Annotated in this window: 21 protein-coding genes; 14 read left to right on the top strand and 7 right to left on the bottom strand. The window is 34.9% G+C overall.

All coding sequences use genetic code 11. From position 1 onward, the window contains the following. Positions 1-165: 165 nt before the first annotated feature. The gene (locus tag C8P67_RS20325) at positions 166-927 is read right to left on the bottom strand and encodes an exodeoxyribonuclease III (RefSeq protein ID WP_115815030.1); all 762 of its coding nucleotides are present in this window, start codon (positions 925-927) and stop codon (positions 166-168) included. Between the two features lie 128 nt (positions 928-1,055). Here C8P67_RS20325 and C8P67_RS20320 point away from each other — a divergent pair, with 128 nt between their 5' ends. Further along, a complete protein-coding gene (locus C8P67_RS20320) occupies positions 1,056-2,858 on the top strand; it encodes a GNAT family N-acyltransferase (RefSeq protein WP_115815029.1) in 1,803 nt (600 codons plus the stop codon). 70 nt (positions 2,859-2,928) lie between these two features. Here the strand turns inward: C8P67_RS20320 and C8P67_RS20315 are convergent, their stop codons facing one another. The 3 genes from C8P67_RS20315 to C8P67_RS20305 form a co-directional block, all read right to left on the bottom strand. Further along, positions 2,929-3,366, bottom strand: coding sequence for a DUF2752 domain-containing protein (locus tag C8P67_RS20315; protein WP_115815028.1), 438 nt, complete (start codon positions 3,364-3,366; stop codon positions 2,929-2,931). Between the two features lie 52 nt (positions 3,367-3,418). Continuing rightward, positions 3,419-3,697, bottom strand: coding sequence for a TM2 domain-containing protein (locus C8P67_RS20310; RefSeq protein WP_115815027.1), 279 nt, complete (start codon positions 3,695-3,697; stop codon positions 3,419-3,421). 94 nt (positions 3,698-3,791) lie between these two features. Further along, positions 3,792-4,742: a 2-hydroxyacid dehydrogenase gene (locus C8P67_RS20305; protein ID WP_115815026.1), complete on the bottom strand. Its 951-nt coding sequence runs from the start codon at positions 4,740-4,742 to the stop codon at positions 3,792-3,794. 114 nt (positions 4,743-4,856) lie between these two features. Between C8P67_RS20305 and nhaA the strand changes: the two genes are divergently transcribed. The 8 genes from nhaA (at position 4,857) to C8P67_RS20265 (ending at position 16,525) form a co-directional block, all read left to right on the top strand. After that, positions 4,857-6,008: a Na+/H+ antiporter NhaA gene (gene nhaA / locus C8P67_RS20300; RefSeq protein ID WP_115815025.1), complete on the top strand. Its 1,152-nt coding sequence runs from the start codon at positions 4,857-4,859 to the stop codon at positions 6,006-6,008. Positions 6,009-6,286: 278 nt separating this feature from the next. Beyond that, positions 6,287-6,784 (top strand): hypothetical protein, encoded by a 498-nt coding sequence (locus C8P67_RS20295; protein WP_147298268.1) that lies wholly within the window; start codon positions 6,287-6,289, stop codon positions 6,782-6,784. A gap of 36 nt (positions 6,785-6,820) precedes the next feature. Beyond that, a complete protein-coding gene (locus C8P67_RS20290) occupies positions 6,821-8,824 on the top strand; it encodes a hypothetical protein (protein ID WP_115815023.1) in 2,004 nt (667 codons plus the stop codon). A gap of 3 nt (positions 8,825-8,827) precedes the next feature. Next, complete coding sequence (locus C8P67_RS20285) at positions 8,828-10,201, top strand: hypothetical protein (RefSeq protein ID WP_147298267.1); 1,374 nt, start codon at positions 8,828-8,830, stop codon at positions 10,199-10,201. A gap of 151 nt (positions 10,202-10,352) precedes the next feature. After that, positions 10,353-12,194: a DUF1800 domain-containing protein gene (locus C8P67_RS20280; protein WP_115815021.1), complete on the top strand. Its 1,842-nt coding sequence runs from the start codon at positions 10,353-10,355 to the stop codon at positions 12,192-12,194. A gap of 6 nt (positions 12,195-12,200) precedes the next feature. Next, complete coding sequence (locus C8P67_RS20275; protein ID WP_115815020.1) at positions 12,201-13,808, top strand: DUF1501 domain-containing protein; 1,608 nt, start codon at positions 12,201-12,203, stop codon at positions 13,806-13,808. 157 nt (positions 13,809-13,965) lie between these two features. Further along, a complete protein-coding gene (locus C8P67_RS20270; RefSeq protein ID WP_115815019.1) occupies positions 13,966-14,472 on the top strand; it encodes a hypothetical protein in 507 nt (168 codons plus the stop codon). A 136-nt stretch (positions 14,473-14,608) separates the two neighbouring features. Then, positions 14,609-16,525, top strand: coding sequence for a M1 family aminopeptidase (locus C8P67_RS20265; RefSeq protein ID WP_115815018.1), 1,917 nt, complete (start codon positions 14,609-14,611; stop codon positions 16,523-16,525). A gap of 296 nt (positions 16,526-16,821) precedes the next feature. Here the strand turns inward: C8P67_RS20265 and C8P67_RS20260 are convergent, their stop codons facing one another. Then, positions 16,822-17,361, bottom strand: coding sequence for a DMP19 family protein (locus C8P67_RS20260; protein WP_115815017.1), 540 nt, complete (start codon positions 17,359-17,361; stop codon positions 16,822-16,824). Between the two features lie 200 nt (positions 17,362-17,561). On the opposite strand from C8P67_RS20260, the gene C8P67_RS20255 reads away from it, so the two are divergent. Then, entirely contained in the window at positions 17,562-18,449 is an 888-nt protein-coding gene (locus C8P67_RS20255) for a 3-keto-disaccharide hydrolase (RefSeq protein ID WP_115815016.1), read from the top strand. Between the two features lie 87 nt (positions 18,450-18,536). On the opposite strand, the gene C8P67_RS20250 is transcribed toward C8P67_RS20255, so the two are convergent. Beyond that, positions 18,537-18,959, bottom strand: a complete 423-nt coding sequence (locus C8P67_RS20250) for a lipocalin family protein (RefSeq protein WP_115815015.1) — start codon at positions 18,957-18,959, stop codon at positions 18,537-18,539. 284 nt (positions 18,960-19,243) lie between these two features. Here C8P67_RS20250 and C8P67_RS20245 point away from each other — a divergent pair, with 284 nt between their 5' ends. The 3 genes from C8P67_RS20245 to C8P67_RS20235 are packed head-to-tail and all read left to right on the top strand — an operon-like array spanning position 19,244 to position 21,261. After that, positions 19,244-19,963, top strand: coding sequence for an immunoglobulin domain-containing protein (locus tag C8P67_RS20245; protein ID WP_115815014.1), 720 nt, complete (start codon positions 19,244-19,246; stop codon positions 19,961-19,963). Between the two features lies 1 nt (position 19,964). Further along, positions 19,965-20,558 carry a hypothetical protein gene (locus C8P67_RS20240; RefSeq protein ID WP_115815013.1) on the top strand — a complete coding sequence of 198 codons (594 nt, stop codon included), beginning with the start codon at positions 19,965-19,967 and terminating at the stop codon, positions 20,556-20,558. 10 nt (positions 20,559-20,568) lie between these two features. After that, entirely contained in the window at positions 20,569-21,261 is a 693-nt protein-coding gene (locus C8P67_RS20235; RefSeq protein WP_147298266.1) for a hypothetical protein, read from the top strand. Between the two features lie 159 nt (positions 21,262-21,420). Here C8P67_RS20235 and C8P67_RS22225 read toward each other — a convergent pair whose 3' ends face one another. Further along, complete coding sequence (locus C8P67_RS22225; protein ID WP_170141501.1) at positions 21,421-21,591, bottom strand: hypothetical protein; 171 nt, start codon at positions 21,589-21,591, stop codon at positions 21,421-21,423. Between the two features lie 243 nt (positions 21,592-21,834). Between C8P67_RS22225 and metG the strand changes: the two genes are divergently transcribed. Continuing rightward, positions 21,835-23,892, top strand: a complete 2,058-nt coding sequence (metG, locus tag C8P67_RS20230) for a methionine--tRNA ligase (RefSeq protein ID WP_115815011.1) — start codon at positions 21,835-21,837, stop codon at positions 23,890-23,892. The last annotated feature ends 16 nt before the right edge of the window (positions 23,893-23,908 follow it).

Here is a 23,908-nt window from a genome sequence, read left to right as displayed (position 1 = left end):
TGGTAAGCCTAGCCCAGATGGAAGTGGAAATCTTTGTTTGTAAAAAATCTATTTTTTTGTTGCCGGTGCAGAGCGACCAGCGGAAGCTCCTGCAGTGGCTTACAAAAAAAGATTTTTGCAAACAAGATTGTAACGGACAGCTGGATTAGCTCCTAAAAATTTCAATTATTCAATTTCGACCAAAACCGGACAATGATCAGAATGTATTGCGTCTGGCAATATAACGGCTCTTTTTAATTTATGTTTTAGTGAATCACTTACTAAATTATAATCGATGCGCCAGCCTTTGTTATTCCCTCTTGCTCCAGCGCGGTAACTCCACCAAGAATATTGGTGCGGTTCACTGTTGAAATGGCGAAAACTGTCTACAAAACCGGATTTCATGAATTTGTCCAGCCAAGCTCTTTCTTCGGGCAGAAACCCTGATACGTTTTTGTTTCTGATAGGATCATGAATATCAATCGCCTCATGGCAAATGTTGTAATCTCCGCAGATAATCAGGTTGGGAATGGTACTTTTCAGAATGTCAATATAGTTTTGAAAATCATCCATGTACATAAACTTATGGCTCAAACGATCAATATTGGTTCCCGACGGCAGATACAGACTCATCACCGAACAATCGTCAAAATCGGCACGAAGGTTTCTTCCTTCAAAATCCATGTGCTGAATACCGGTTCCATAAACCACATTATTGGGTTTTATTTTGGAAAGAATGGCAACACCGCTATAGCCTTTTTTGGTGGCAGGATAATAATATTGATAAGGATAACCTGCCGCGGTAATATCGGAAACGGGAATCTGCTCTTCGGTCGCTTTAATTTCCTGCAGGCAGATAACATCGGGGTTGGCCTGTTGCAACCATTCTATAAATCCTTTAGTAATTGCAGCCCTAATTCCGTTTACGTTGTATGAGATTATCTTCATTTGTATAAATTTGTTTTTTACTGTGGAATCCAAAAGTAGTAAAAAAGCAGAAAGATTGATTCAAAAAAAAACATAAAAAAATGGAGTATTTTGCTATCTTTGTCTCTTGCTCAAAAAAGAAAAAATAGATGGGTCTAGTTACCGCGAAAGAAGTTGCAAAGGCAATAAATACGGATAAGTACGGGGTTTTCGGTACTTTTTCGGGTTGGCTGCTGATGAAAGTTTTAAAGATTTCTACGTTAAACAAAATATATGACAGGAATAAGCATTTGAAAGAACTGCCTTTCCTAAATGCCATATTAGATGAATTTCAAATTAAATTCGAAATTCCGGAGGAAGACTTTAAACGTCTGCCAAAAGACGGTGCTTATATCACTATTTCCAATCATCCGCTTGGAGGAATTGATGGTATCCTGCTATTGAAATTAATGCTTGAAAGAGAACCAAATTTTAAAATCATTGCGAATTTTTTACTGCACCGCATTGACCCGATGAAACCTTATATCATGCCGGTAAATCCTTTTGAAAACCATAAAGACGCCAAGTCCAGCGTGGTTGGAATTAAGGAAACACTGCGTCATCTTCGAGACGGAAAACCTCTTGGCATGTTCCCTGCCGGAGAAGTATCGACTTATAAAGATGGGAAATTTGTGGTTGATAAAGCGTGGGAAGAAGGTGCTATAAAAGTAATTCGCAAAGCACAAGTTCCTGTAGTTCCGATTTATTTCCATGCTAAAAACAGTCGTTTATTTTATTTTTTATCCAAAATAAATGACACTCTTAGAACTGCTAAACTTCCATCGGAATTATTAACTCAAAAGGATCGTATCATCAAAGTTCGCGTAGGAAAACCTATTCCTGTTGCCGAACAAAACGAATACGAATCTATAGAAGAGTATACTGAATTCTTGAGAAAAAAAACCTACATGCTGGCCAATCCATTTGAAAAAGAAAATAATTTTTTGAATACAGCTAGTTTGAAACCAGCGAAAGCACCTAAGAAAATAGTAACTCCTGCCAGTACAGAGAAAATGATTGCCGAAGTTGAAACTTTGAGAGCAGGAGATCATCGCCTGCTACAGAGCAAGAACTACGAAGTGTTTTTTGCTGAAGCTAAACAGATTCCAAATATTCTTCATGAAATTGGACGTTTGCGCGAAATTACTTTTAGAGAAGTTGGCGAAGGAACAAATGAGTCTATAGATATTGACAAATACGATAAATATTACCGCCATCTCTTTTTGTGGGATGATGAAACCAAACTAATTGCTGGCGCATACCGTATGGGATTGGGCTCGGAAATTTTTCCAAAATATGGTATTGAAGGATTTTATCTGAATGGTCTTTTCCGTTTCGAACCTGAACTGCATGATATGATGAGTAAATCTATCGATATGGGCAGAGCCTTTATCATTAAAGATTACCAGCAAAAACCGATGCCTTTGTTCTTATTGTGGAGAGGGATTATGCACACTACACTGCATTATCCAGAGCATAAATTTTTATTGGGCGGCGTGAGCATCAGCAATCAATTTTCGGATTTTTCTAAATCTTTGATGATTGAGTTTATGAAATCTCATTATTATGATCCATATATCGCTCAATATGTTCACCCTAAGAAAGAGTTCAAGGTTAAACTAAAAGATGCCGACAAAGATTTTATATTTGATGAAGCTGAAGCTGATTTAAATAAATTTGACAAACTTATAGATGAATTAGAACCTGGTATTTTAAGACTTCCTGTATTGATCAAAAAATACATCAAGCAGAATGCAAGACTGGTCGCTTTTAATGTCGATCCATTGTTCAATAATGCTATTGATGGATTAATGTACATTCGGATTTCGGATATTCCTGAAAGCACAATGAAACCAGTTATGGAAGAATTTCAAGCCGAATTGGAGCGTAAGTTAAATGATAAAGAAGAATAGATTGCAGTCTGCAGAAACTGCAGATTTAGAATTATAAAAAAAATCCCTTATGGGATTTTTTTATGCCTGTCTATTTCCAGATGGATTCTTTTAAAATGGAATCGTATGTATTATTTTCTATGAAATAAGTAATTCTCACTATCTGATAACAAATCAGAAAACAAGCCAGAACATAAGCCAGTCTTTTATTGTACAGAATTTCATTGAAGTACTCTTTTTTAGTAATTAATTCTGCGGATAAAACTAATATTGTTGCTACACAAAAAAGGGCTACAAACGGTCCCAAAATATGATAATATAAACTTTTGTTTAAATCACCTTCATAGAAATAAACCAATGATTTTGTAATACCACAGCCCAGACAAGGTAAACCAGTCAGCATTTTGAAAGGACATAAAGACTGATCCGTTTCGAGATGGTTATTCTGATTGTATAACATTAAAAAAAACGGAATTATAAGAGTTAATAAAGCTCCTATAATTCCGAGTATTTTACGCTGTTGTTTCATTTTTATGAAAACAATTTATTGATTTCGCTTTATACAATCATGCAAAAGCTTGTTAAAACCAGCCTTTCTTTCCGACCTGATACGTTTGATAAAATTCTTCATCAGATTTAGTCAAGTAAATAATTCCCTCTACAAAGCCTATTATACTGCCTACTCCACAAGTTACAACACTGATTATAATCTGAATTATTCCTTCCTGAGTATATCCTAGAATAAATTTATGAATCCCAAAGTATGGGAAAATCAACGCTAAGATCCCTGCTAAAATTTTTTTATTTTCTTGACGGACTGGGTGAGGGTTATTCCAATCTTCTCTTTTTGAATTCTCCATAGCTGACAATTAAATTTGTTAAATTATATAGTTGTCTAAATTATAAAAAATATCACAAATGCCTACTTTTTAAACAATTAAAAAACTTACAATTTTATTTATTAACATATAAAGCTTTAATTTTATCTACAATTACCTGCGCCAATCGTTCATGACTTTCATAAGTCCAGCCAGCAATATGAGGTGTTAGAATCACTTTTCGTCCATCTAATAAATACTGAAAAGCATCTGGAGTATTCTTATCTTTAAAAAGTGTTTCAAAAGATAATTTTTCGTATTCCAAAACATCCAGACCAGCACCAAGCACTTTACCAGATTCCATCGCGGTAACCAGATCGGCAGTAACAATATTCTTTCCTCTTGAAGTATTAATAATCCAGATATTTTTTGCGAAAGCATTAATAAAGGCTAAATCAACCATTTTATCAGTTTCTGGAGTCCACGGAATATGCAGGCTTAAAACATCAATTTTTTTCTGAAACTCTTTCAGCGAAACTTGCCTCGCATTGGCATCACCGACATTCTCTTTGATATCATAACAAAGAACTTCAACATCAAAACCACGAAGTTTTTTGGCAAAAGCCTTACCCATATTTCCATAACCAATAATACCAACCGTTCGGCCATCGAGTTCATAACCTCGGTTTTTTTCCCGGTTCCATTCTCCGCATCGAATTTCACTGTCGGCAATATTTAATTTATTGAAGAGCGACAGTATCATTCCTAAAGTATGCTCAGCAACTGCATTGCAATTCCCTTCGGGCGCGGCGATAAGAGCCACATTTTTGGAAGCGGCATAATCACAGTCGATACTTTCCAGTCCCGCTCCTACTCTAGCGATGAATTGCAGGTTCGTTGCTTTATCTAAAAACTGTTTGTCAATTTTAAATCGGCTTCGGATTACAATTCCCTGATAGTCTTGTATCTTGGCTTCTATTTCCTCTTTCGAAGAACTAAAGTCGGCGTGATTAATAAAACCTGCTTGTTCCAATTGCTCCCAAAGCAAAGGATGATTGCTGTCAATATGAAGAATTTTTATGTCCATGATGCGGATTAGTAAATTAGATTTTCAAAATTAATTAAAAATTACGGTTTGCAGTTTGAACTCAAATTAAATTATAAATGTTTAAATTCGTGATTCATTCAAGAGCATTATAAAATGAAATTAACCCAAACATTTACTGATTTTTTCCATAGCGAAAAAGCAGGCGGTATACTGCTGCTTTTTGTGACGATAATTTCTTTACTGCTTGCTAACTCTCAAATTCAAACTGAATATATTGCTTTTTGGGAAACCGAAATTGGGCATCACTCCATTACTCATTGGATTAATGATGGATTAATGACTATTTTCTTTTTATTAATTGGATTAGAACTGGAACGCGAAATATATCATGGTGAATTATCCAATATCAAAAATGCGGCACTCCCAATTTTTGGGGCATTGGGTGGCATGATTGTACCAGCAGGTATTTTCTTAGCTTTAAATTATGGAACACATACCCAAAACGGAGCTGGAATCCCTATGGCTACCGATATTGCATTTGCTATTGGTGTATTATCATTATTAGGCAATCGAATTCCTGCTTCTTTAAAAATATTTTTGACCGCTCTTGCCGTCATTGACGATTTAGGAGCGATACTTGTCATTGCATTATTTTATACCCAAACAATTGCATTTAGTAATTTACTTATTGCATTTGCCATAATGGGATTCTTATTTATCCTAAACAGACGAAAAGTGCACCATTTGGCTCCCTATTTAATCGGAGGAATTGCGATGTGGTATTTCATGCTGAACTCTGGAGTACATGCTACCATTACAGGTGTATTATTAGCATTTGTTATTCCGTTTGGAGATGGCGGTAAAAAAACTTCATCCCACCGCTTACAGCACTTTTTACATAAACCTGTAGCCTTCATTATTCTCCCTTTATTTGCAATTGCTAATACCTGTATTGCCATAAATGACAATTGGCATGAAGGGCTGAGTCATGAAAATTCCACTGGAATTATACTTGGACTTACAGTAGGAAAACCACTGGGAATTTATTTATTTTCATTTCTTGCGGTAAGTACCGGAATCTGCAGACTGCCAAAAGATTTAAAATGGAAAAACATTCTGGGAGCCGGAATGCTGGGAGGAATCGGGTTTACTATGTCCATTTTTATCACTTTACTGGCTTTCAAAAACGATGGCGAAGAAGTTATAACGTATTCTAAAATTGCCATTTTGATTGCTTCCTTCCTATCGGGAATTTTTGGTTTTATATGTTTAAAATTATCTTTCAAAGAGCCAAAAAACGATTAAAGACATTTATCTAGGATAAAAAGCGTATTAAAAAAAATCAAAACAAAAAATTTATTCTTTCCTTTGCAGTCCATTGCTTACAAAGCAATTCATTAATTTTTGCAGCAGATTGTACAATGAAAAAAATTTATTTTATACCCTTACTGTGTTTTGTCTTTTTGTTTCAAAGCTGTTTTGAGGTAATCGAAGAAGTCCAAATGAAAGATGACGGATCGGGACATTTTAATTTCGTAATTAATTTTAGTCAAAGTAAAACTAAAATAAATTCGATTTTAAAAATGCAGAAAATAAATGGCTATACTATTCCTTCTAAAGACGAAATTAAAAAAGAAGCATCAAAAATAGAAGCATTGGCACAAAGCACTGCCGGAATTTCTAATGTAAAAACGAATATTGATTTAACGAATTACATTTTTGCAATTGACCTAGATTTTCAAAAAATAGGAAATCTTAATACCGCCTTCTTAAAACTTAAAAACAGCAAAAAGTTAGATCCTTCTTTAAGCACTGACTACTTTGCTTTTGCAGATAAAAAATTTATCCGTACCCAAAAAATCCCTATTAAATCACTTTACGAGAAATTAGAAAAGTCAGATAAAGAAGTATTTCAAACCGCAAAATACACTTCTGTTTATAAATTTGATTCTACGATAAAATCATTTTCCAACAAAAATGCGGCAACATCCAAAAGCAAAAAAGCCATTAAGCTAAATGGATCAATCATCAGCCTGATTAACGGAAATGAAAAAATAGAAAACACCATTACGCTTAACTAAAAAACAACATCAATTACAACAATTATACTTTAAGACATGAAAAAATATTTTCTTTTACTTGTAATCTGCTTCTATGCTTCAATATATGCGCAGGATTTAGCAAACAAAGTTCCTCAGAATTCACCGTTTGCATTGTGTATTAACAGCAAAAATCTAAATGACAAAGTAGCTCTAAAAACCATTCAGGAATATCCGTGGATGCAGGCTTTACTAGACAAGGAATTAAAATTTCTGCCAAAAGATCTTAGCCAGACTGGAATTGATATTACCCGCAACCAGTATCACTATTATTCCAATAGAGATACAGTAATGAATTATGTGGTATTGATTCCGCTGAACAATGCGGTAGAATTCGAAAAATTAATACAATCCAAATATGGAGACAGTCTTAAAGTTACGAAACAAGCTAATTATTCTAATATTACGGCTTCGAAAAATCATCATTTGGCATGGAATGATAAATTTGCCGTTTTGATAAATTCCAATTATACAAAACCGTATAAAAATGTTTATAATGAACCTTACTCTGATTTAGCTTTGATGGACTCAACGAGTGTTTTGATAGACTCGGCTGCGATGAGCTATGAAATTCCTGAAGAAATAAAACCAGCTCCAGAACCTAAAAAAACCAAAACCTCCAAAACCTCCAAAAACAGCAAATTAAAAAAAGGCAAAAAAGCAAAGAAAACAGTTAAAGTTCCAGTAATTACAGAGCCTACTGAAGAAGAAATTTATGCTAAACAAGAAAAGGCTCAAGCGGAATTAGAGGAAACCAACAGAAAACTCGAAGATCTCGAATATAAAAAAACAGACTCTATCGAAAGAGCAAAAATCAATTCGGCTGTAGATTTAATTTTTAAAGAAACTTTTGATCCAGCAAGCGAAAAAGCTGTTATGAGTTCAAACGTTTTTAAGAATAATGATCCAAAATCAGATTTTTATGCTTTTGCAGATCTGGACATATTAACCTCTCAGTTGTTTTCTTCTTTTGCTGGGGGCAATGCGGCGCTGATGGGAATCTATAAAAATGGTTTATTAAATAGTAATTATCACATCAATACCTATTTTGAAAAAGAAAAAATTAGGTTCAATCAAGTATTAACTCCTAAAAACGATGAAATAAAAAAATCATATCAGGAAATGTTTGATTCCAGAATAGATAAAAACTTATTGAATTATATCGGTAATAATATCTTGGGCTACTACTCTATCAGCATGGATACAGAAGCCATTATGAATTATGAATACAAGGTCATGAAAAACACTTTGAGTTCTGTTTATCAAGCATACTCAAAAGAAGCCAGCGGCAAAGAGACCGATGTTTTGATCGATGCAATTGCTTTGGTCTTAGACGAAAAAGCCATAGCTGATTTAATTCCCGGCAATGCTGTTTTTGTACTTCACGATCTCAAAAAAGTGCAGAGAGATTATGTTACTTTCGAATATAATGAAAATTATGAGCAGGTAGAAACCAAAAGCAACAAAGAAGAAATTCAGCCGGATTTCACATTTCTTGTGAATACTCGAAATGAAACATTTGTAGACAAATTACTTAAACTCCCTTTAAACACTGATAAATTCACAGGAACCGATTATAAATTTACAAACGGGTATTATACGATTCATTTTGAAAAAGATAATGTGCTTGAAAACTTATATTTTGGACTGAAAAATGGAGTCTTTATGGTAACGACTTCCAAAGAAAATGTAGAAAACCTCATCCAGCAAAAAGTAATGCCGCTACAAGCTGATTTCAAAAAAATGATTTCAAAAAATAATTCTTCAGCTTGGTTTGATGTTCAAAAAATAATTACAGCTTCCAAAACCGAATTGGAAAAAGATGCAAAAAACAATTATTGGGATATTGCCCTGAAAAATGCAGGTGAGATTACTGCTGAATCTAAATTTAAAAATGGAACTATTACATCTGAATTATCATATACCATTAAAGGAGAACATGCCAACAGCTTACAGTATTTCTTTGATGTAATTAATGATGTATATACTGAGAAGCAAAAAGAAAGTGCTGTTACCGAATAACTTATGAAGAGAATCAAAAAGAGTTCTCTTAGAATTGCCATACTTCTTTTCACTATAGGAAGTATGGCAATCCTTTATTGGTATGGATTTTACAAACAATTTGACAAAAAAACTATTCCGTCAAATGCTGATGGAATTGTAATTGCAGATGTAAAAAATATTCGAAATCATTTTGCCTTTTTGTACCTGAAGAATCCATCACAATGGGAATTCGGCACTAATAATACTGCGGATAAAAGTCATTCTAATCTTTCCGATTACGGAATAGAAACACCTCATTATCTTACAGCATTTCATATTCAGAGCCAGCCATTTAATCAGTGGTGTTTAACGGCTGTAATCGAAAACGAAGCGGTCTTTGAAAGAGCCTTAGTCAATGCTCAGTTTGTGAAAACAGAATACGGAAAACCGTTTATTAATTATTATTCTAAAACTGCAAATGCGCTTATCATCCGATATGAGAATCAGATTTTGTATTGCGCAAATGCTTCAAATAACTATCAAGATTACGTCAAAACAGCAGAAAATTTATTCATTAAAAATCGCTGCTTTAATGTCAAAAAAATAGAAAAAATTATTGAAAATTCTAAAGCGGTAACTATTTGGATCAAAAAAAATAATTTATTCGACGATGATGGCATTATAAATCTCTCATTGAAAGAAAATGGAATCGCAGCTGAGGGAAAATTCAATTGGAAAACAAAGTTTAGAAAAACTTCTGCATTTATTCAAAATCCAGCTTCATTGCTGTCATTAGGTTTTAATTTCGACATATTAAATGATCAGAATATATTAAAAACCCATTCGGTTAAAATCAATAAAATGATCGGCTTTAATCTGGATTCCATTCTGGTTCATCATCCCGCTCAAACCGAATTACTGCTCCACAGCATAATAGAAAAGAAAGATTCGGCTATTTCGTATGATTATGATGATGATTTTAATCCGATAAAGAAAGTCGTAGCTCATGCAAGCCGTGAACCCTCTTTTTACTTTTCCATCCAGACTGATAATTCCCAAAAAATCTATAACTTTTTGAAAAGTCAAAATATAATCGACAGACATCAGACATTTTTAAATTTTCCTTTGGCTGTGACCAAAACTTTTGTCAAAAACAATTCTTTAATATTTGAAGCCAATCTTTCCAAAGCAAAATCCTCAAAGCCAGCCAATCCCAAAATAGGGTATCTGAAAATTAATTTCGATAAACTCCAGCCCAAAGAATGGCGTTTTTTAATTGCCAAGAACAAAAACATATCCATTCTGCAGGCATTTGAAACACTGGAAATAAACCTCATCAAAAAAAATGATTTAATTTACTTTGAAGCTGTATTAAAGACCGAAAAAGAAAAGAATCTGACTGAAATTTTAAAGTAGATTGTATAATCTTGATTTTCTCCTATTTTGCTTATAGTTCACGTAGAAATACGTGTTCTTCTTGTTTTGTTGTTTCTCTCATATCGATTTCCATATATTTGGCGTTTGTAATTTGCCATAATGCAATGGCCTCCAAACTAGCAATCATTTTATGGGAAACATTACTCTAACCCGACGCGCCTTATTTACCAAGCTGATAAAAAAATTATTAGTAAATGCCCAGGAAAAAGACCCTTTATTCGAAAAATACTCCCGTAAAATTTATACTGGACGCCGATATTCTTCTTTAACAAATCCAAAAAGAAATCTAGCAGCAAAATTAGGCCAGGAAACTGAAAGAGTAACGAATGTTACCAGCGGTCTGGCAGCATATACAGGAACTTGGGGCACTTCGGAAGCCCTGCATTTACTAAAAAGAACCGGTTTCGGGTTTAAAAAAGCTGATGTTGATACGATACTAAATCTTGGCATGAATCAAGCTGTAAATTTGATTTTGACAGTAGACAATACGCCGCCTGCTCCGCCGGTAAATCATTATGAAAATGAAAATCCAGACGAAAACGGACTTCCTTATGGAGCCGATTGGACAAACAATGCTTTCGCAGCTAATGACGTTGGAGGTGATACAAATGGCAACCGAACGTCCGGTTTAAGTTCTTGGTCACTAGGTCTTGCCTTTAATCAGGACATTACGATTCGAGAGAAGATGACACTTTTCTGGTATCATTTTATTCCGGTTGATTTTGAATTTGTAAAGCAGTCGTCTAATGAATATTGCAATAGCAATTCGGCACGAATTTGTTACAAATACATGAAAATGTTTCGTGATAATGCTACTGGAAATTACAAATCCTTAATCCGCAGTATGGCTACTCAGCCAGCCATGATGTTTTATCTAAACAATCAGGCCAATACTAAAACCGCTCCTGACGAAAATTTTGCCAGAGAAGTTATGGAATTATTTACACTGGGCAAAGACGAAGACAGCCAATACACCGAAGCCGATGTGATCCAAGCCGCTAAAGTCCTTACGGGATGGAGAGTTCAAAATTTGAATACCACAACAGAGGCAACCAATTTTATTGACAATTTACATGATACCAGTACCAAGAAATTTTCCTCTTTTTTTAATAATACTGTGATTCCAAATATTGGTGCCGGAGAATTGGATTTGTTTATTGATATGATTTTTGCCAAATCAAAAGTTGTATCCGAATATATTTGCCGCCGCTTATATCGTTTCTTCGTTTATTATGATATTGATGCTAATATCGAAGCCAATGTGATAGTTCCTTTGGCTCAGCATTTTGTGGCTAATAATTGGAACATTTTACCCGTTTTGGATAAGTTATTCAAGAGCGAACACTTTTTTGACATGGCAAACAGAGGCGTTTATATAAAATCTCCATTGGACGTTATTGTGGGAACAATGCGTACTTTCAACTTAAATTATAACGTAGAAGATATTGCTAATTATGAAGCACAGTACCATCTTTGGAACCAGTTCAATTATGCTATGTATGATATGCAGCAATCCATCGGTGCGATTCCAAACGTTGCGGGCTGGCAGGCTTTTTATCAAAAACCTTCCTTTCATGAATATTGGATAAATTCTAATTCCATACAAAGACGCTACGGTTTAATCGACTATTTGTTTTATGGTTTTGATATAGAAAAAAATGGATTAACTACCAGGATGGAAGTAGATGTTATAGCCTATGTAAAACAATTTCCTAATGCCGTCTGCGAAGATCCAAATTTATTGGTAAATGAATGTCTTCAGTATTTAGTGCCGATAGACTTTAGTATAAACGCAAAAAATGCTATCAAAACACAAACCCTTTTAACAGGTCAGGATTCCGATAAATATTGGTCTGGGGCTTGGAGGTCTTACATTGCCAACCCAAACGAAATGACTTTATCAATTGTAAGAACAAGAATTCGAAGTCTATTACTCACTATTGTTGAATTTGCTGAATATCAGTTAATGTAATTTAAAATGGAAAGAAGAAAATTTATAAAGACAACTGCTATTGCATCAACAATACCATTAGTATTTAATCATATTCCGGTAATGGCTTCCTCCCAGATCGAGAGTGAGAGTTTACAATTACTTGCAACTGCTGCCGCTGGCTGTGGCAAAATATTAGTTATTATTCAGATGAATGGCGGAAACGACGGCTTAAATACTGTTTTGCCAAGAGACAAATGGGAAGAATTGACAAACGCACGTTCCAATATTTTGATGAAAGAAACCGAGGTTTTAAAATTGCATTACAATGATACAACAGGTTTACATCCCGCAATGAAAGAAATGCAGCAGCTATACAATAATGGCAAAATGCTTATTGTTCAAGGCGTTTCCTATCCAAATCCAAGTTACAGCCACTTTCGAGCGACCGATATTTGGTTTACCGCTTCAGATAGTGATAAGTCACTGCAGTCGGGATGGCTCGGTCGTGCATTAGACACCGTGTATCCAAGCTTCCCGACTGGCTATCCAAATAAAGATATGCCAGATCCATTAGCCATACAAATTGGTTCTACTTTACCTTTTTCGCTGCAGGGGCCAAAAATCAACATGGCCTACAGCGTGCAGAAACCAGAAGATTTATTAAATGTAATTAACGAAACTTCAGATCCTGCTCCCAACTCAGATTATGGCCATGAGCTCACTTTTTTGAGACTGATGAAAGATCAAAGTAATGCCTATCGGGATTCTATTCAAAAAGCATATAATGTTCCTAAACCGCAATCGCCAACCTATCCCGACAAAAATGGCCTGGCAGATCAGCTAAGAATTGTGGCAAAACTCATCAATGGCGGATTACAAACACCCATTTATGTGGTAAACCATCCCAAAACTTTTGATAGTCACGAGAATCAGGTTCTGGACACAGACAGAACATTAGGAAAGCAGGCCGAAAACTTAAGCATACTTTCACAGGCTATTGGTGCTTTTCAGGAAGATTTAAAAATGATGGGCAAAGCCGATATTGTGACAGGAATGACTTTTAGCGAATTTGGACGCCGAATCAAAAGCAATGACAGTTCCGGAACCGATCATGGATCTGGAGCGCCAGTACTCTTTTTTGGAGCCGCTTTAAATACAGGAAGAGGGACTGTAGAAGGAACCGAAAATCCAGTTACTGGAATGATTGGGTCTTCTCCAGATTTACCTCAAAATGCTACAGTTAACGACCAGGTTCCTTTTCAGCATGATTTCAGACAAATATATGCCACCATTATGCAGGATTGGCTATGTATGACCGAGGCACAATCGGATGCGGTTTTGGGCGGATCGTTTGAAAAACTTCCCATTTTTAAAACTGATAAATCAATCTATTATCCGAATACTGATTTTATGAAGATTTTTCCAAATCCTATAACCACCAACCAAATTAATCTGTTGTTCTATAATTTTATAAACAGTACAGTTCAGGTAACCATTTATTCTATGCTGGGTTCCAAAATTTTTGGAAATACATATGCTGTTGACGGGGATATTCTGAGTTTTACACCAAGCGTTATAGTAGCTTCCGGCACTTATATTGTTCAGGTAATTTATAACGGAACAAAATTTTCTGCTAAAATGATTGTCTTGTAAAAGCCTAATTTTTGCCAAATATCTGCAAATTATGTAATTAAAAAACGCAAAATTATAACAAGCAATTTAAATCTTTGACTTGTTCGCCCGCGTTGCAAAAAAAACTTAAAAAAAACATAATAAACTTATATTTTTGCGTTGTATTAAAAAAAAAATTATGAAAAAATTTATTCTAATTATCGCATTTGGTTTTATAACAAATAGCATATTTGCTCAAAATCCATTAGCAAAAGGTCAAACTCAATTAAACGCTGGTGTAGGTATATCAGGCTGGGGAGTACCAATATATTTTGGTCTTGATCATGGAATTTCTAAAGACTGGTCACTTGGAGGCCAAATATCATTTCAGACAGATGACAGCGGTTACCACGGTTACCATTATGACTCATCTGCTATTGGAATAGGATTTAATGGAAATTATCATTTTAATAGAATATTAGACATTCCAAGTAATTTTGACTTCTATGCAGGACCAAGTCTTACTTATTACATCTGGGATTATGATGACTATAATGGTAATCCTCATCCAGACAATGATGCTTTAGGTCTAGGTTTACAAGTAGGCGGCCGTTATTTCTTTAATGACTCATTTGGAATCAATTTAGAATTAGGCGGAAATACCGGAACTAGCGGAGCTAAATTTGGAGTTACTTTTAAATTATAAAACAAACAACTAATTTTCAAAAACCATCTGATCTTCTCAGATGGTTTTTTTTATTCTAATAGATATGATAACTGATTGAAAGAAAAATTTTAATACAAAATCATTGATTATATTTGATATTCAAATAAAATGTAAAATGAAGAAATACCTGCTGTACATAGTACAGATTCTGATGGTTTCGGCTCATGCCCAAAAAAACGTTAGTCAAACATCAGATATTGCCGAATTAGAGCAAAAGTTGGCAGCTAAAAAAATGAATTTAAGTGTAAATCCCAATACACAAAATTATGATCTTACGTACCAAAAACTGGAATTCACTGTAGATCCAGCTCAGTATTTTATTTCAGGAATTGTAACCAGTACTTTTACTGCTGTATCAGATCTTACCACTGTAACTTTTGATTTAACCAGCCAATTAACAGTAAGCACCGTTACCCAAAACGGGGTTTCGGTACCTTTTGTACAAAACGCTAATAACGAATTAGTCATTACCTTGCGTGCTGTTCTAAATTTGGGAGATGCCACAACTGTCGAAATTCGGTATGCGGGTACTCCTGCCAGCAGTGAACAGGCTTTCAATTTGGCTTTACATGACGGCAGTCCAATTTTATATACTTTGTCTGAACCTTATGGTGCGCGCGACTGGTGGCCTTGCAAACAGGATTTAAATGACAAAACTGATGCAATTGACGTTTATATTACAGCTCCGTCGCAATATATAAGCGTTTCCAATGGTATTGAACCTGAACCTCCTGTAATTAAAGGTGCTGACAAAACTACTCATTTCCATCATGGCTATCCTATTCCTGCTTACTTGGTTGCTATAGCGGTAACCAATTATAGTGTCTACAATCAGCAGGGAGGAACTGCTCCTAATCAATATCCAATAATAAATTATATCTATCCGGAAACTTTAGCATCGGTGAAAACACAATTAGATCAAACACCGCTGATTTTAAATTTATATGAAAGCCTTTTTGAAATCTATCCTTTTCATACCGAAAAATATGGTCATGCCCAGTTTGAATGGGGCGGCGGAATGGAACATACAACGGTTTCATTTATGATTAGTTTTGACAGAGACTTAATTGCTCATGAAATGGCACACCAATGGTTTGGCGACAAAATCACTTGCGGCGCATGGAACGACATTTGGCTCAACGAAGGTTTTGCTACTTATCTTTCGGCATTGGTTATAGAAAACTTTGACGGACAAAATGCTTTCATTTCCGAAAAAAACAAAATGATTAACAACATCACCTCCAAAACCAATGGGGCTGTATATGTAACCGATGGTGAACTTTCGGATGTAAACAGAATTTTCAGCTCCCGGTTAACATACAATAAAGGCGCAATGGTTCTCAATATGCTTCGCCTTAAATTAGGAGATGATTTATTTTTTCAAGGAATAAAAAACTATTTAAAAGATCTTAATCTTGCATACAAATATGCCAAAACACCTGACTTGCAATCACATTTAGAAGCAGTTTACGGTCACAGCCTCACAGAATTCTTTAACGATTGGGTGTACAATCAGGGATATCCATCCTATACGATTACAGCTCAGAATTTAGAAAGCGGGCAAGCCAAATTCACCATCACCCAAACACAATCAGATCCTTCAGTTTCCTTTTTTGAGATGCCGGTGCCTGTTCGGGTTTTTGGAAGCGGTGGCCAGCAGCTGGATTTGGTTTTAAACAATACCGTTAATGGAGAAACTTTTACGGAGAATGTCCCTTTTGCGATTACAAGCATCGCTTTCGACCCTGAAAAAAATATTATTTCCAAAAGCAATTCAGCCACCTTAAACCGCAAAAAATTTGACCTGAAAGCGGCACAATTATTTCTGAACCCAGCAAATAACATTCTTTCACTCGATATTCCCGGCGGAATAACCCTCGAAAAAGCACAATTCTATACTATGACGGGGCAAAAAATAAAAACAACAGACTCAACAACCGTTTGGGATATTAACTCTTGGTCTTCGGGAGTATATTTTGTTAATATACAAACGAATGCAGGTAGTAAGAAATTGAAATTTGTGAAGAATTGAAAAAATTTTAACAAGAGCGGAATCATCAAAACTGAAAAAGCAGCTTCAATTATGGAGCTGCTTTTTTTATATAATACCTCAAATTTGACGTCATCAGCGTCAAATTTGAGGTTATGAACGTCAAATCTAATGGCAAGAGCGTCATATTTGACGCTTGCTAGGTCAAATTTGCCTCCATGGAACGTCAAATTTGACGTTATACTGTCCATAAATGACGTTTGGTTTCCCAAATTTGACGGTTAAAATTAAATCAAACTGAACGCCGTTCGTATTTCTTTTATTTGCGGAATAATAATTTACTCTCTTTTTATTTCATGCCCAACGAATTCTTCCAATGTGGCGAACATTTCATCTACTGAAAGCACTTCAAAATCAGGATGCGATTTCAAAAAATTGGCATTCAAGGTCACCAAGTTTTCTTCAATCTCAAAAAAAGTATCGCTGATCAGCATATCTCTTGTGGGATTTACGCCTTCCAGTTTCCCTTTTAGGAATTTATTGAGCTTTACACTGCTCATCAATTTTACCTTTTTGGAAAGCTGCTGGAATAATTCCAAATGTTTTTCGGCACCAATCAACGCCAAACCTTCTTCAATTAATTCATTTAACTCGTCATTCCAGCCTGAATGATGTACGAATTTTGCAAAATTTCCAGCAACATACTGCGTGTAATAATAGTCCAGATAATAACTCATCAAGGCATCTTCATGAATCAGATCGTCATCGATTTTTTCTTCGCGCATTAAGTTAATCACCGAAATATTAGAGTTGATAACGTCTTGAGGGTTTTCGCTGTTTGCAGCGGTTTCCGAAATAATGATTCTGCCGAATTCCATGTGAATTGTATTTATGTAATGAGTTGCAAAATTGCACCAAATAATACTAAAATTCAACTTTTTATATCTTTATAAAAAACTATTTATTAAACAAAAAAAAGGAAATGTCTTTCTTTTTTAAATACATATTCAAACTTCGTGATTGATTAATTCCTTAATTTTGTTTGCAACAACTTCTGTTAATTCACCAAAACCGCCTTATGAAAAAAACTTCTTTAGCCATAGTCATTGTTCTCTTTTTCAGCTTAACATCTTTAACAAAAAACACCAGCCCTACAGACGACGGCTGGATAAATTTATTAGACAACAGTCTCGATAAATGGGAAATGTATCTCAGTTATAAACATAAAGATGGATATTCTGGAAAAATTCCAACCGATGCTGACGGGAAAGAAATTCAGCCAATTGGCTACAATCAGAATACTAATAACATGTTTACAATAATTAAGGAAAACAATGAGCCTGTACTCAAGGTTTCCGGAGAATATTATGGATGTGTTTTCACCAAAGAAAAATTTAGAAACTACCGCTTAAAGCTAAAAGTTAAGTTTGGAATCAAAAAATGGGAACCTAGAACCGAGAAACTGATGGACGCTGGCGTACTATATCATTCCCAAGGTGAGGCCGGAGCAGATTACTGGCGTGCCTGGATGCTGGCGCAGGAATTTCAGATTATGGAAGGACATTTTGGAGATTATTGGAACATTGCAAATGCTGCTATTGACATACGGGCGTATATATCGGAAGGTTCGATGAATTCAGTGGCAGACGAAAGCCAAAACTTTATACCGTTTGGAACTCACACAGAAAATATGGGTTTCTGTATGCGAAAAATGAGAGCCGAAACCCCTAACAATGGCTGGACAGAAATAGAGTTAGTTTGTTTTGAGGGTAAAAGTCTTCATATCATCAACGGAAAAGTGGTGATGGTTCTGCAAAATTCCCGCTATTTTGATGGTGAAAAATTCCAGCCTTTAGTCGAGGGAAAAATACAATTACAAAGCGAAGCTGCCGAAGTTTTCTACAAAAACATCAAAATAAAACCAATAAATAAACTGCCTGCTGAGTTTGAAAATTATTTTAAATAAAGCACTAAAAAAAACGGAAATGACTTTAAAATCATTTCCGTTTAATACTAAATCCCAACAAAATCAGGATCTAGCGCCCCAAACATATTATCTGATGTAAACTTCTACTGCAGTTCCATTTTTAATTTTCAGTTCATTAACTGTAAGATTAACAATGTCATACGTTGTTGAAGTCCCTCCTCTAGTTAGCGTTAGTTTACTGCCTGCCCTAGAATATGTTCCCGACGTAGTTGTCAATGCACACGGACTAACAGTCGAATCGTAATCTCCAGACTCCAGCGTGTTGTTGATCTTTAGATTAATGAAATCATGATCACATCCGCTTACGTTTTGTGGAGGATCACTCAGTGTCTCTGTCCCATTAACATTGGTACCTACTTTTACAATACTCCATTTCCCTTCTATAGGTGCTATTGTTTCTCCTTCGTTCTCATCACTAGAATTACTACAAGATGCTGTAAATAATCCAATACTTAATGCAAATGCAATTATTATGCTTTTAGTTTTCATGTCTCGTCATTTAAAAAATTAATAATGGCTAAATTAACTTTTGAGTGCCCGAAACATGTTACACAATTATTGAAATTATTTACATTATTAATAGAGAAACTACACACTGAAATGTATTTTTGTCAAAAATCGAGAATGTTTTTCGATTATTTGAATCAATAATTTCCTTATTAAATTATTGAGAATAATCAGGTTAAAAAAAATGTACATTTATTACGGAAAAAGAGATAAAATACTTAATAAAAAGTATATTAGCCGCTTTAAATCAATGCTCAACTTTATTTATGAAAAAAACATTACCCATCCTGTTACTCTCTATTTTTACCTTATCATTATTTAGCTGCTCGACAAATGAAGCAATAACTTGTTATCTTCCTGATAATGTTATTTCTAGTAATTCTCCACTAGTGCCTGGAGGAACTTTAAACTTAAAAGCGGTTTCCACTGCCAATATGGATGTTAGTTACAGCTGGTCAGGACCTAATAATTTCCAATCCAGTCTGCAAAATCCAATTATTACGAATATAACTCCAGCTATGTCTGGAGAATATAAATTAAAGACTATTAAAGGTATTTGCGAAAGTAGCGAAAGCAGTGTAGCAGTGGAAATCATTGCTCCAGATATTCCATGTAATCCAGATGCTAATACACTCGTTTTTGAAAATGATATGTTTAGTCAGCTGGATTTTTCTACATATACAACAAATTATAATCAAAATTTCAAAATCCTATCGAGCAGCTTAAGAGGAAGTTTAACAATAGAATTTGCCAGTGAAGAAAGACCAGTTCCAGGCATATATTCGATTTGTGGTGAGTGTCCAACCTCATTTTTGAAAAAGGATCAGGTTTGTGTGAGCCTAAATTTTGCAGATTATACTCATGCTCAAGAAGGACTTGTCTATTTATCATCGTCTAATGGTAAACTTACCGCTGTTTTTTGCAATGTTGTTTTCAGCCAATCAGTATTTACATTTAAAACTTCAGCCAAAATAACCGAAAACTAAAATGAAGAAAATACTAATAATCCTATTGTTTGTTTTTACAAATTCTTTTGCTCAATCATCTTATATTCTGGACAAAAAGGGAAAAACAACATATATTAGACCCGATCGAACTAATATTATACTGATTGACAAACGAATATCTTATACAATAGTTGGAAAAAGCTGGGAAAAATATATCAAATTTGAAGATCTCGATTATGCTGTAATTGGTTCCAGCATTTTAAAGTCATTTCATTTGAATCAGAAAAAAAAATCTAATGTTTATTTTATTTATGGAGAAACAGATGAAAAGAAACTTATTGGATTAGCTGTAACCGTAACCACTACCCGCGGGAGCTTTGTAAGCAGTAAAACATACTATGAATTGTACGTTATCGATAATAATGAAATGGTATTAGATGAAATCACCGTAACATCTGGTAATTCTAAGAGTAAAATAGAAGATCGGACTAAAATAGCGCCAATGATTAGAAAACATTTTTCAGATTGTCCCGATTTAATAGCCAAACTCGATAAGTATGATGATAATGATGAAAAAAGCGCATCGATTTTAAGCTTCTTTTTTGATACAGAAAATATTAATTGCAATGAATAATTTTATAATAATGAAAACACAGATTCTTCTCTTTTTTAGTATACTTTTTTTTACTCTTACTATATACAGCCAAGCACCGAGAGGTTTTTATGCAGTTGCAGGATTGAGCCAGACAGAACTAAAATCTTCGGATTTGCTTACCGAACCTAATCTCGGTTTTTTGTTAGGAATAAACTTCCAGATGGGCTATCATGAAAGCTACAATTATCAAATGGAACTTACTTATAGAATCAATACCTTGGATGTAAAATATGTAGAAAATGGTTTTGAACAGGCAAGTAGTTCAAAATATAATGCTTCTGATCTTAATTTTGGTTTATACTTTAACTATTATATTTTAAAACCTGAAGAAGATGAATTTTTTATTGGACCTCAAGCAGGTGTGTTTGCTGCCTTACAAGATGTATTTACACCTTCTGGAGGCTCAGATGTTTCAGGCCAATATTATCTGCCTCATTTGCTAGATGAAAATGCTCTCTCACATTCCTCAGAATTCAATTATGGATTTGGATTTGGCATAACAGGCGGCTATAACAATTTCAGATTTGACTTGCGGTATACATTAGGAATGGTCAATTTATTAAGTGATGTAGAAACAGACAGCTATGATGAAAATCACAATTACATAGGTCCTTCCCTTGAAGGAAAAACCAACACCATATCATTTGGAGTTAGTTATAATATATTTCATTTTAAAAAATAACAAATAAGAAATATTAGTACTTTGATTTTTATAAAACAAATGCCTTCGTTCAAGTTTTTATTTTTAGAAATGAAATATATAAAAATAAAAACTTGAACGAAGGCATTATTACTTTGACTTGGTATCTACTTCTATAAATATGGCAAATACCAGATTGTGTTAAATATCTTCTGGCTCATCAGTGTTCTTTTTACGATTTATTTTTGCTACTAAAACTTTCAATCGTAAAGCCTTTTCTTTCTTCTCTTCCTGAAGTTTTGCTTTTTTCCGATTGAGCAGTTTGGTGTGCAAAGCCTTGTTTTTGGTGTTTTTTTCAGATCCTTTTGCCATTGATTTTGAATCTTAATAAATTGATTTGCAAAGGTAATGAATTGCTATTTGTGGTTACTAACTCCCTTATAAAAACCTAATGTTTTAAATTAAACGAAAATGCCCTAGCCCCGATAATAGTGAAAATCCTTGTGTGCCGGGGTTCGGCGCACAAGATTGCAACGGATAGCGGGATTAGCTCCTAATAAAAACCTTTACACTTTCGATTGTATTGCTTATTTTTGCACCCAATAAAATAAAATCATGACACAAAATCCAGAAAGATATACGATTACTGCGGCTTTGCCTTACACTAACGGGCCAATACACATTGGGCATTTGGCGGGCGTTTATGTGCCAGCTGATATATATTCGCGCTACTTGCGTTTGCAAAACCGCGATGTATTGTTCATTTGCGGAAGCGACGAACACGGTGTGGCTATTTCTATGAAAGCCAAAAAAGAAGGCATTACACCTCAGGAAGTAATCGATAAATATGACGGAATTATAAGAAAATCATTCTCGGATTTTGGAATTGCATTTGATAATTACTCCAGAACTTCGGCGAAGATTCATCATGATACGGCTCAGGAGTTCTTCAAAAAATTATACGACAACGGTGATTTTATCGAAGAAGTAACCGAGCAATTGTATGATGCAAAAGCTGACCAATTTTTGGCTGACCGTTTTGTTACTGGAACTTGTCCAAAATGTGATAATCCAGAAGCTTATGGTGACCAATGCGAAAAATGTGGTTCGACTTTAAACGCAACTGACTTAATCAACCCAAAATCGACTATTACGGGAGAAACTCCTATTTTGAAATCAACGAAACACTGGTTTTTGCCTTTGGATCGTTACTCTGATTTTTTAAATGAATGGATTCTTGTCGGACATAAAAATGACTGGAAACCGAATGTTTACGGACAAGTAAAATCATGGATTGACGGAGGACTAGAACCTCGTGCGGTAACGCGTGATTTGGATTGGGGAATTGATGTTCCTGTTGAAGGTGCCGAAGGAAAGAAATTATATGTGTGGTTTGATGCGCCGATTGGTTATATTTCGTCTACCAAAGAATGGGCACAGAGAGAAGGAAAAGACTGGACTCCATACTGGAAAGATAAAGGAACAAAATTGGTTCACTTCATTGGGAAAGATAATATTGTTTTTCACTGTGTGATTTTTCCAGCGATGCTAAAAGCTGAAGGAAGCTATATTTTACCGGATAATGTTCCTGCGAATGAGTTCTTAAACTTAGAAGGAAACAAATTATCAACTTCCAAAAACTGGGCGGTTTGGTTGCATGAATATTTGGAAGAATTTCCGAATCAGCAGGATGTTTTGCGTTATGCTTTAACATCAAACGCTCCCGAAACTAAAGACAATGATTTTACCTGGAAAGATTTTCAGGCGAGAAATAACAACGAATTAGTAGCGATTTTTGGAAATTTCATCAATCGCGTGGTGGTTTTAACCAATAAATATTATAACGGAATTGTACCGCAGCCGAATGAATTATCTGAAGTTGATGAGGCTACTTTGACCGAATTGAAAGCGTATCCAGCTGTCATTTCGAGTTCGGTAGAAAGATACCGTTTCCGTGAAGCGCTTGGTGAAATGATGAATGTAGCCAGACTTGGAAACAAATATTTAGCCGATGAAGAGCCTTGGAAAATGATTAAAACGAATGAAGAGCGTACAAAAACTCAAATGTATGTGGCTTTGCAGATTGCTGGAGCGTTGAGTGTTTTGTGCGAACCTTTCCTGCCTTTTACAGCTAACAAACTGACTCGTATCTTGAAAACTGAAAATTCAATTAATTGGAATACTGTTGCTGAGACTTCTGATTTGATTCCTACAGCACACCAAATTGGAGAAGCGGAATTGCTTTTTTCTAAAATTGAAGACGAGGAAATTCAAAAACAAATAGACAAATTGGAAGCTACCAAAACCGCTAATATCGCAGAAAATAAAGTGGCAGAACCACAGAAAGATCTGATTCAGTTTGAGGATTTTTCCAAAATGGATATCCGTGTGGGAACTATCTTGGAAGCTGAAAAAATGCCAAAAGCTAACAAACTTTTAGTCCTAAAAGTGGATACTGGAATTGACGTTCGCACAATAGTTTCAGGAATTGCCGAAAGTTTTAAACCTGAAGATATTATAGGAAAACGTGTTTCTGTTTTGGTGAATTTGGCACCAAGAGCATTACGTGGCGTTGAAAGTCAGGGAATGATTTTGATGACTACGAATGCCGAAGGGAAATTGGTTTTTATTAATCCGGATGCTGATACTCCAAATGGTGAAACGGTAAACTAAAGTTTTATAAATTTAT

The sequence above is a fragment of the Flavobacterium aquicola genome (assembly GCF_003385115.1).
Classification (GTDB): domain Bacteria; phylum Bacteroidota; class Bacteroidia; order Flavobacteriales; family Flavobacteriaceae; genus Flavobacterium; species Flavobacterium aquicola.
The sequence above is the reverse complement of the archived record's forward strand: the minus strand, read 5'-3'. Positions and strand labels throughout refer to the sequence as shown.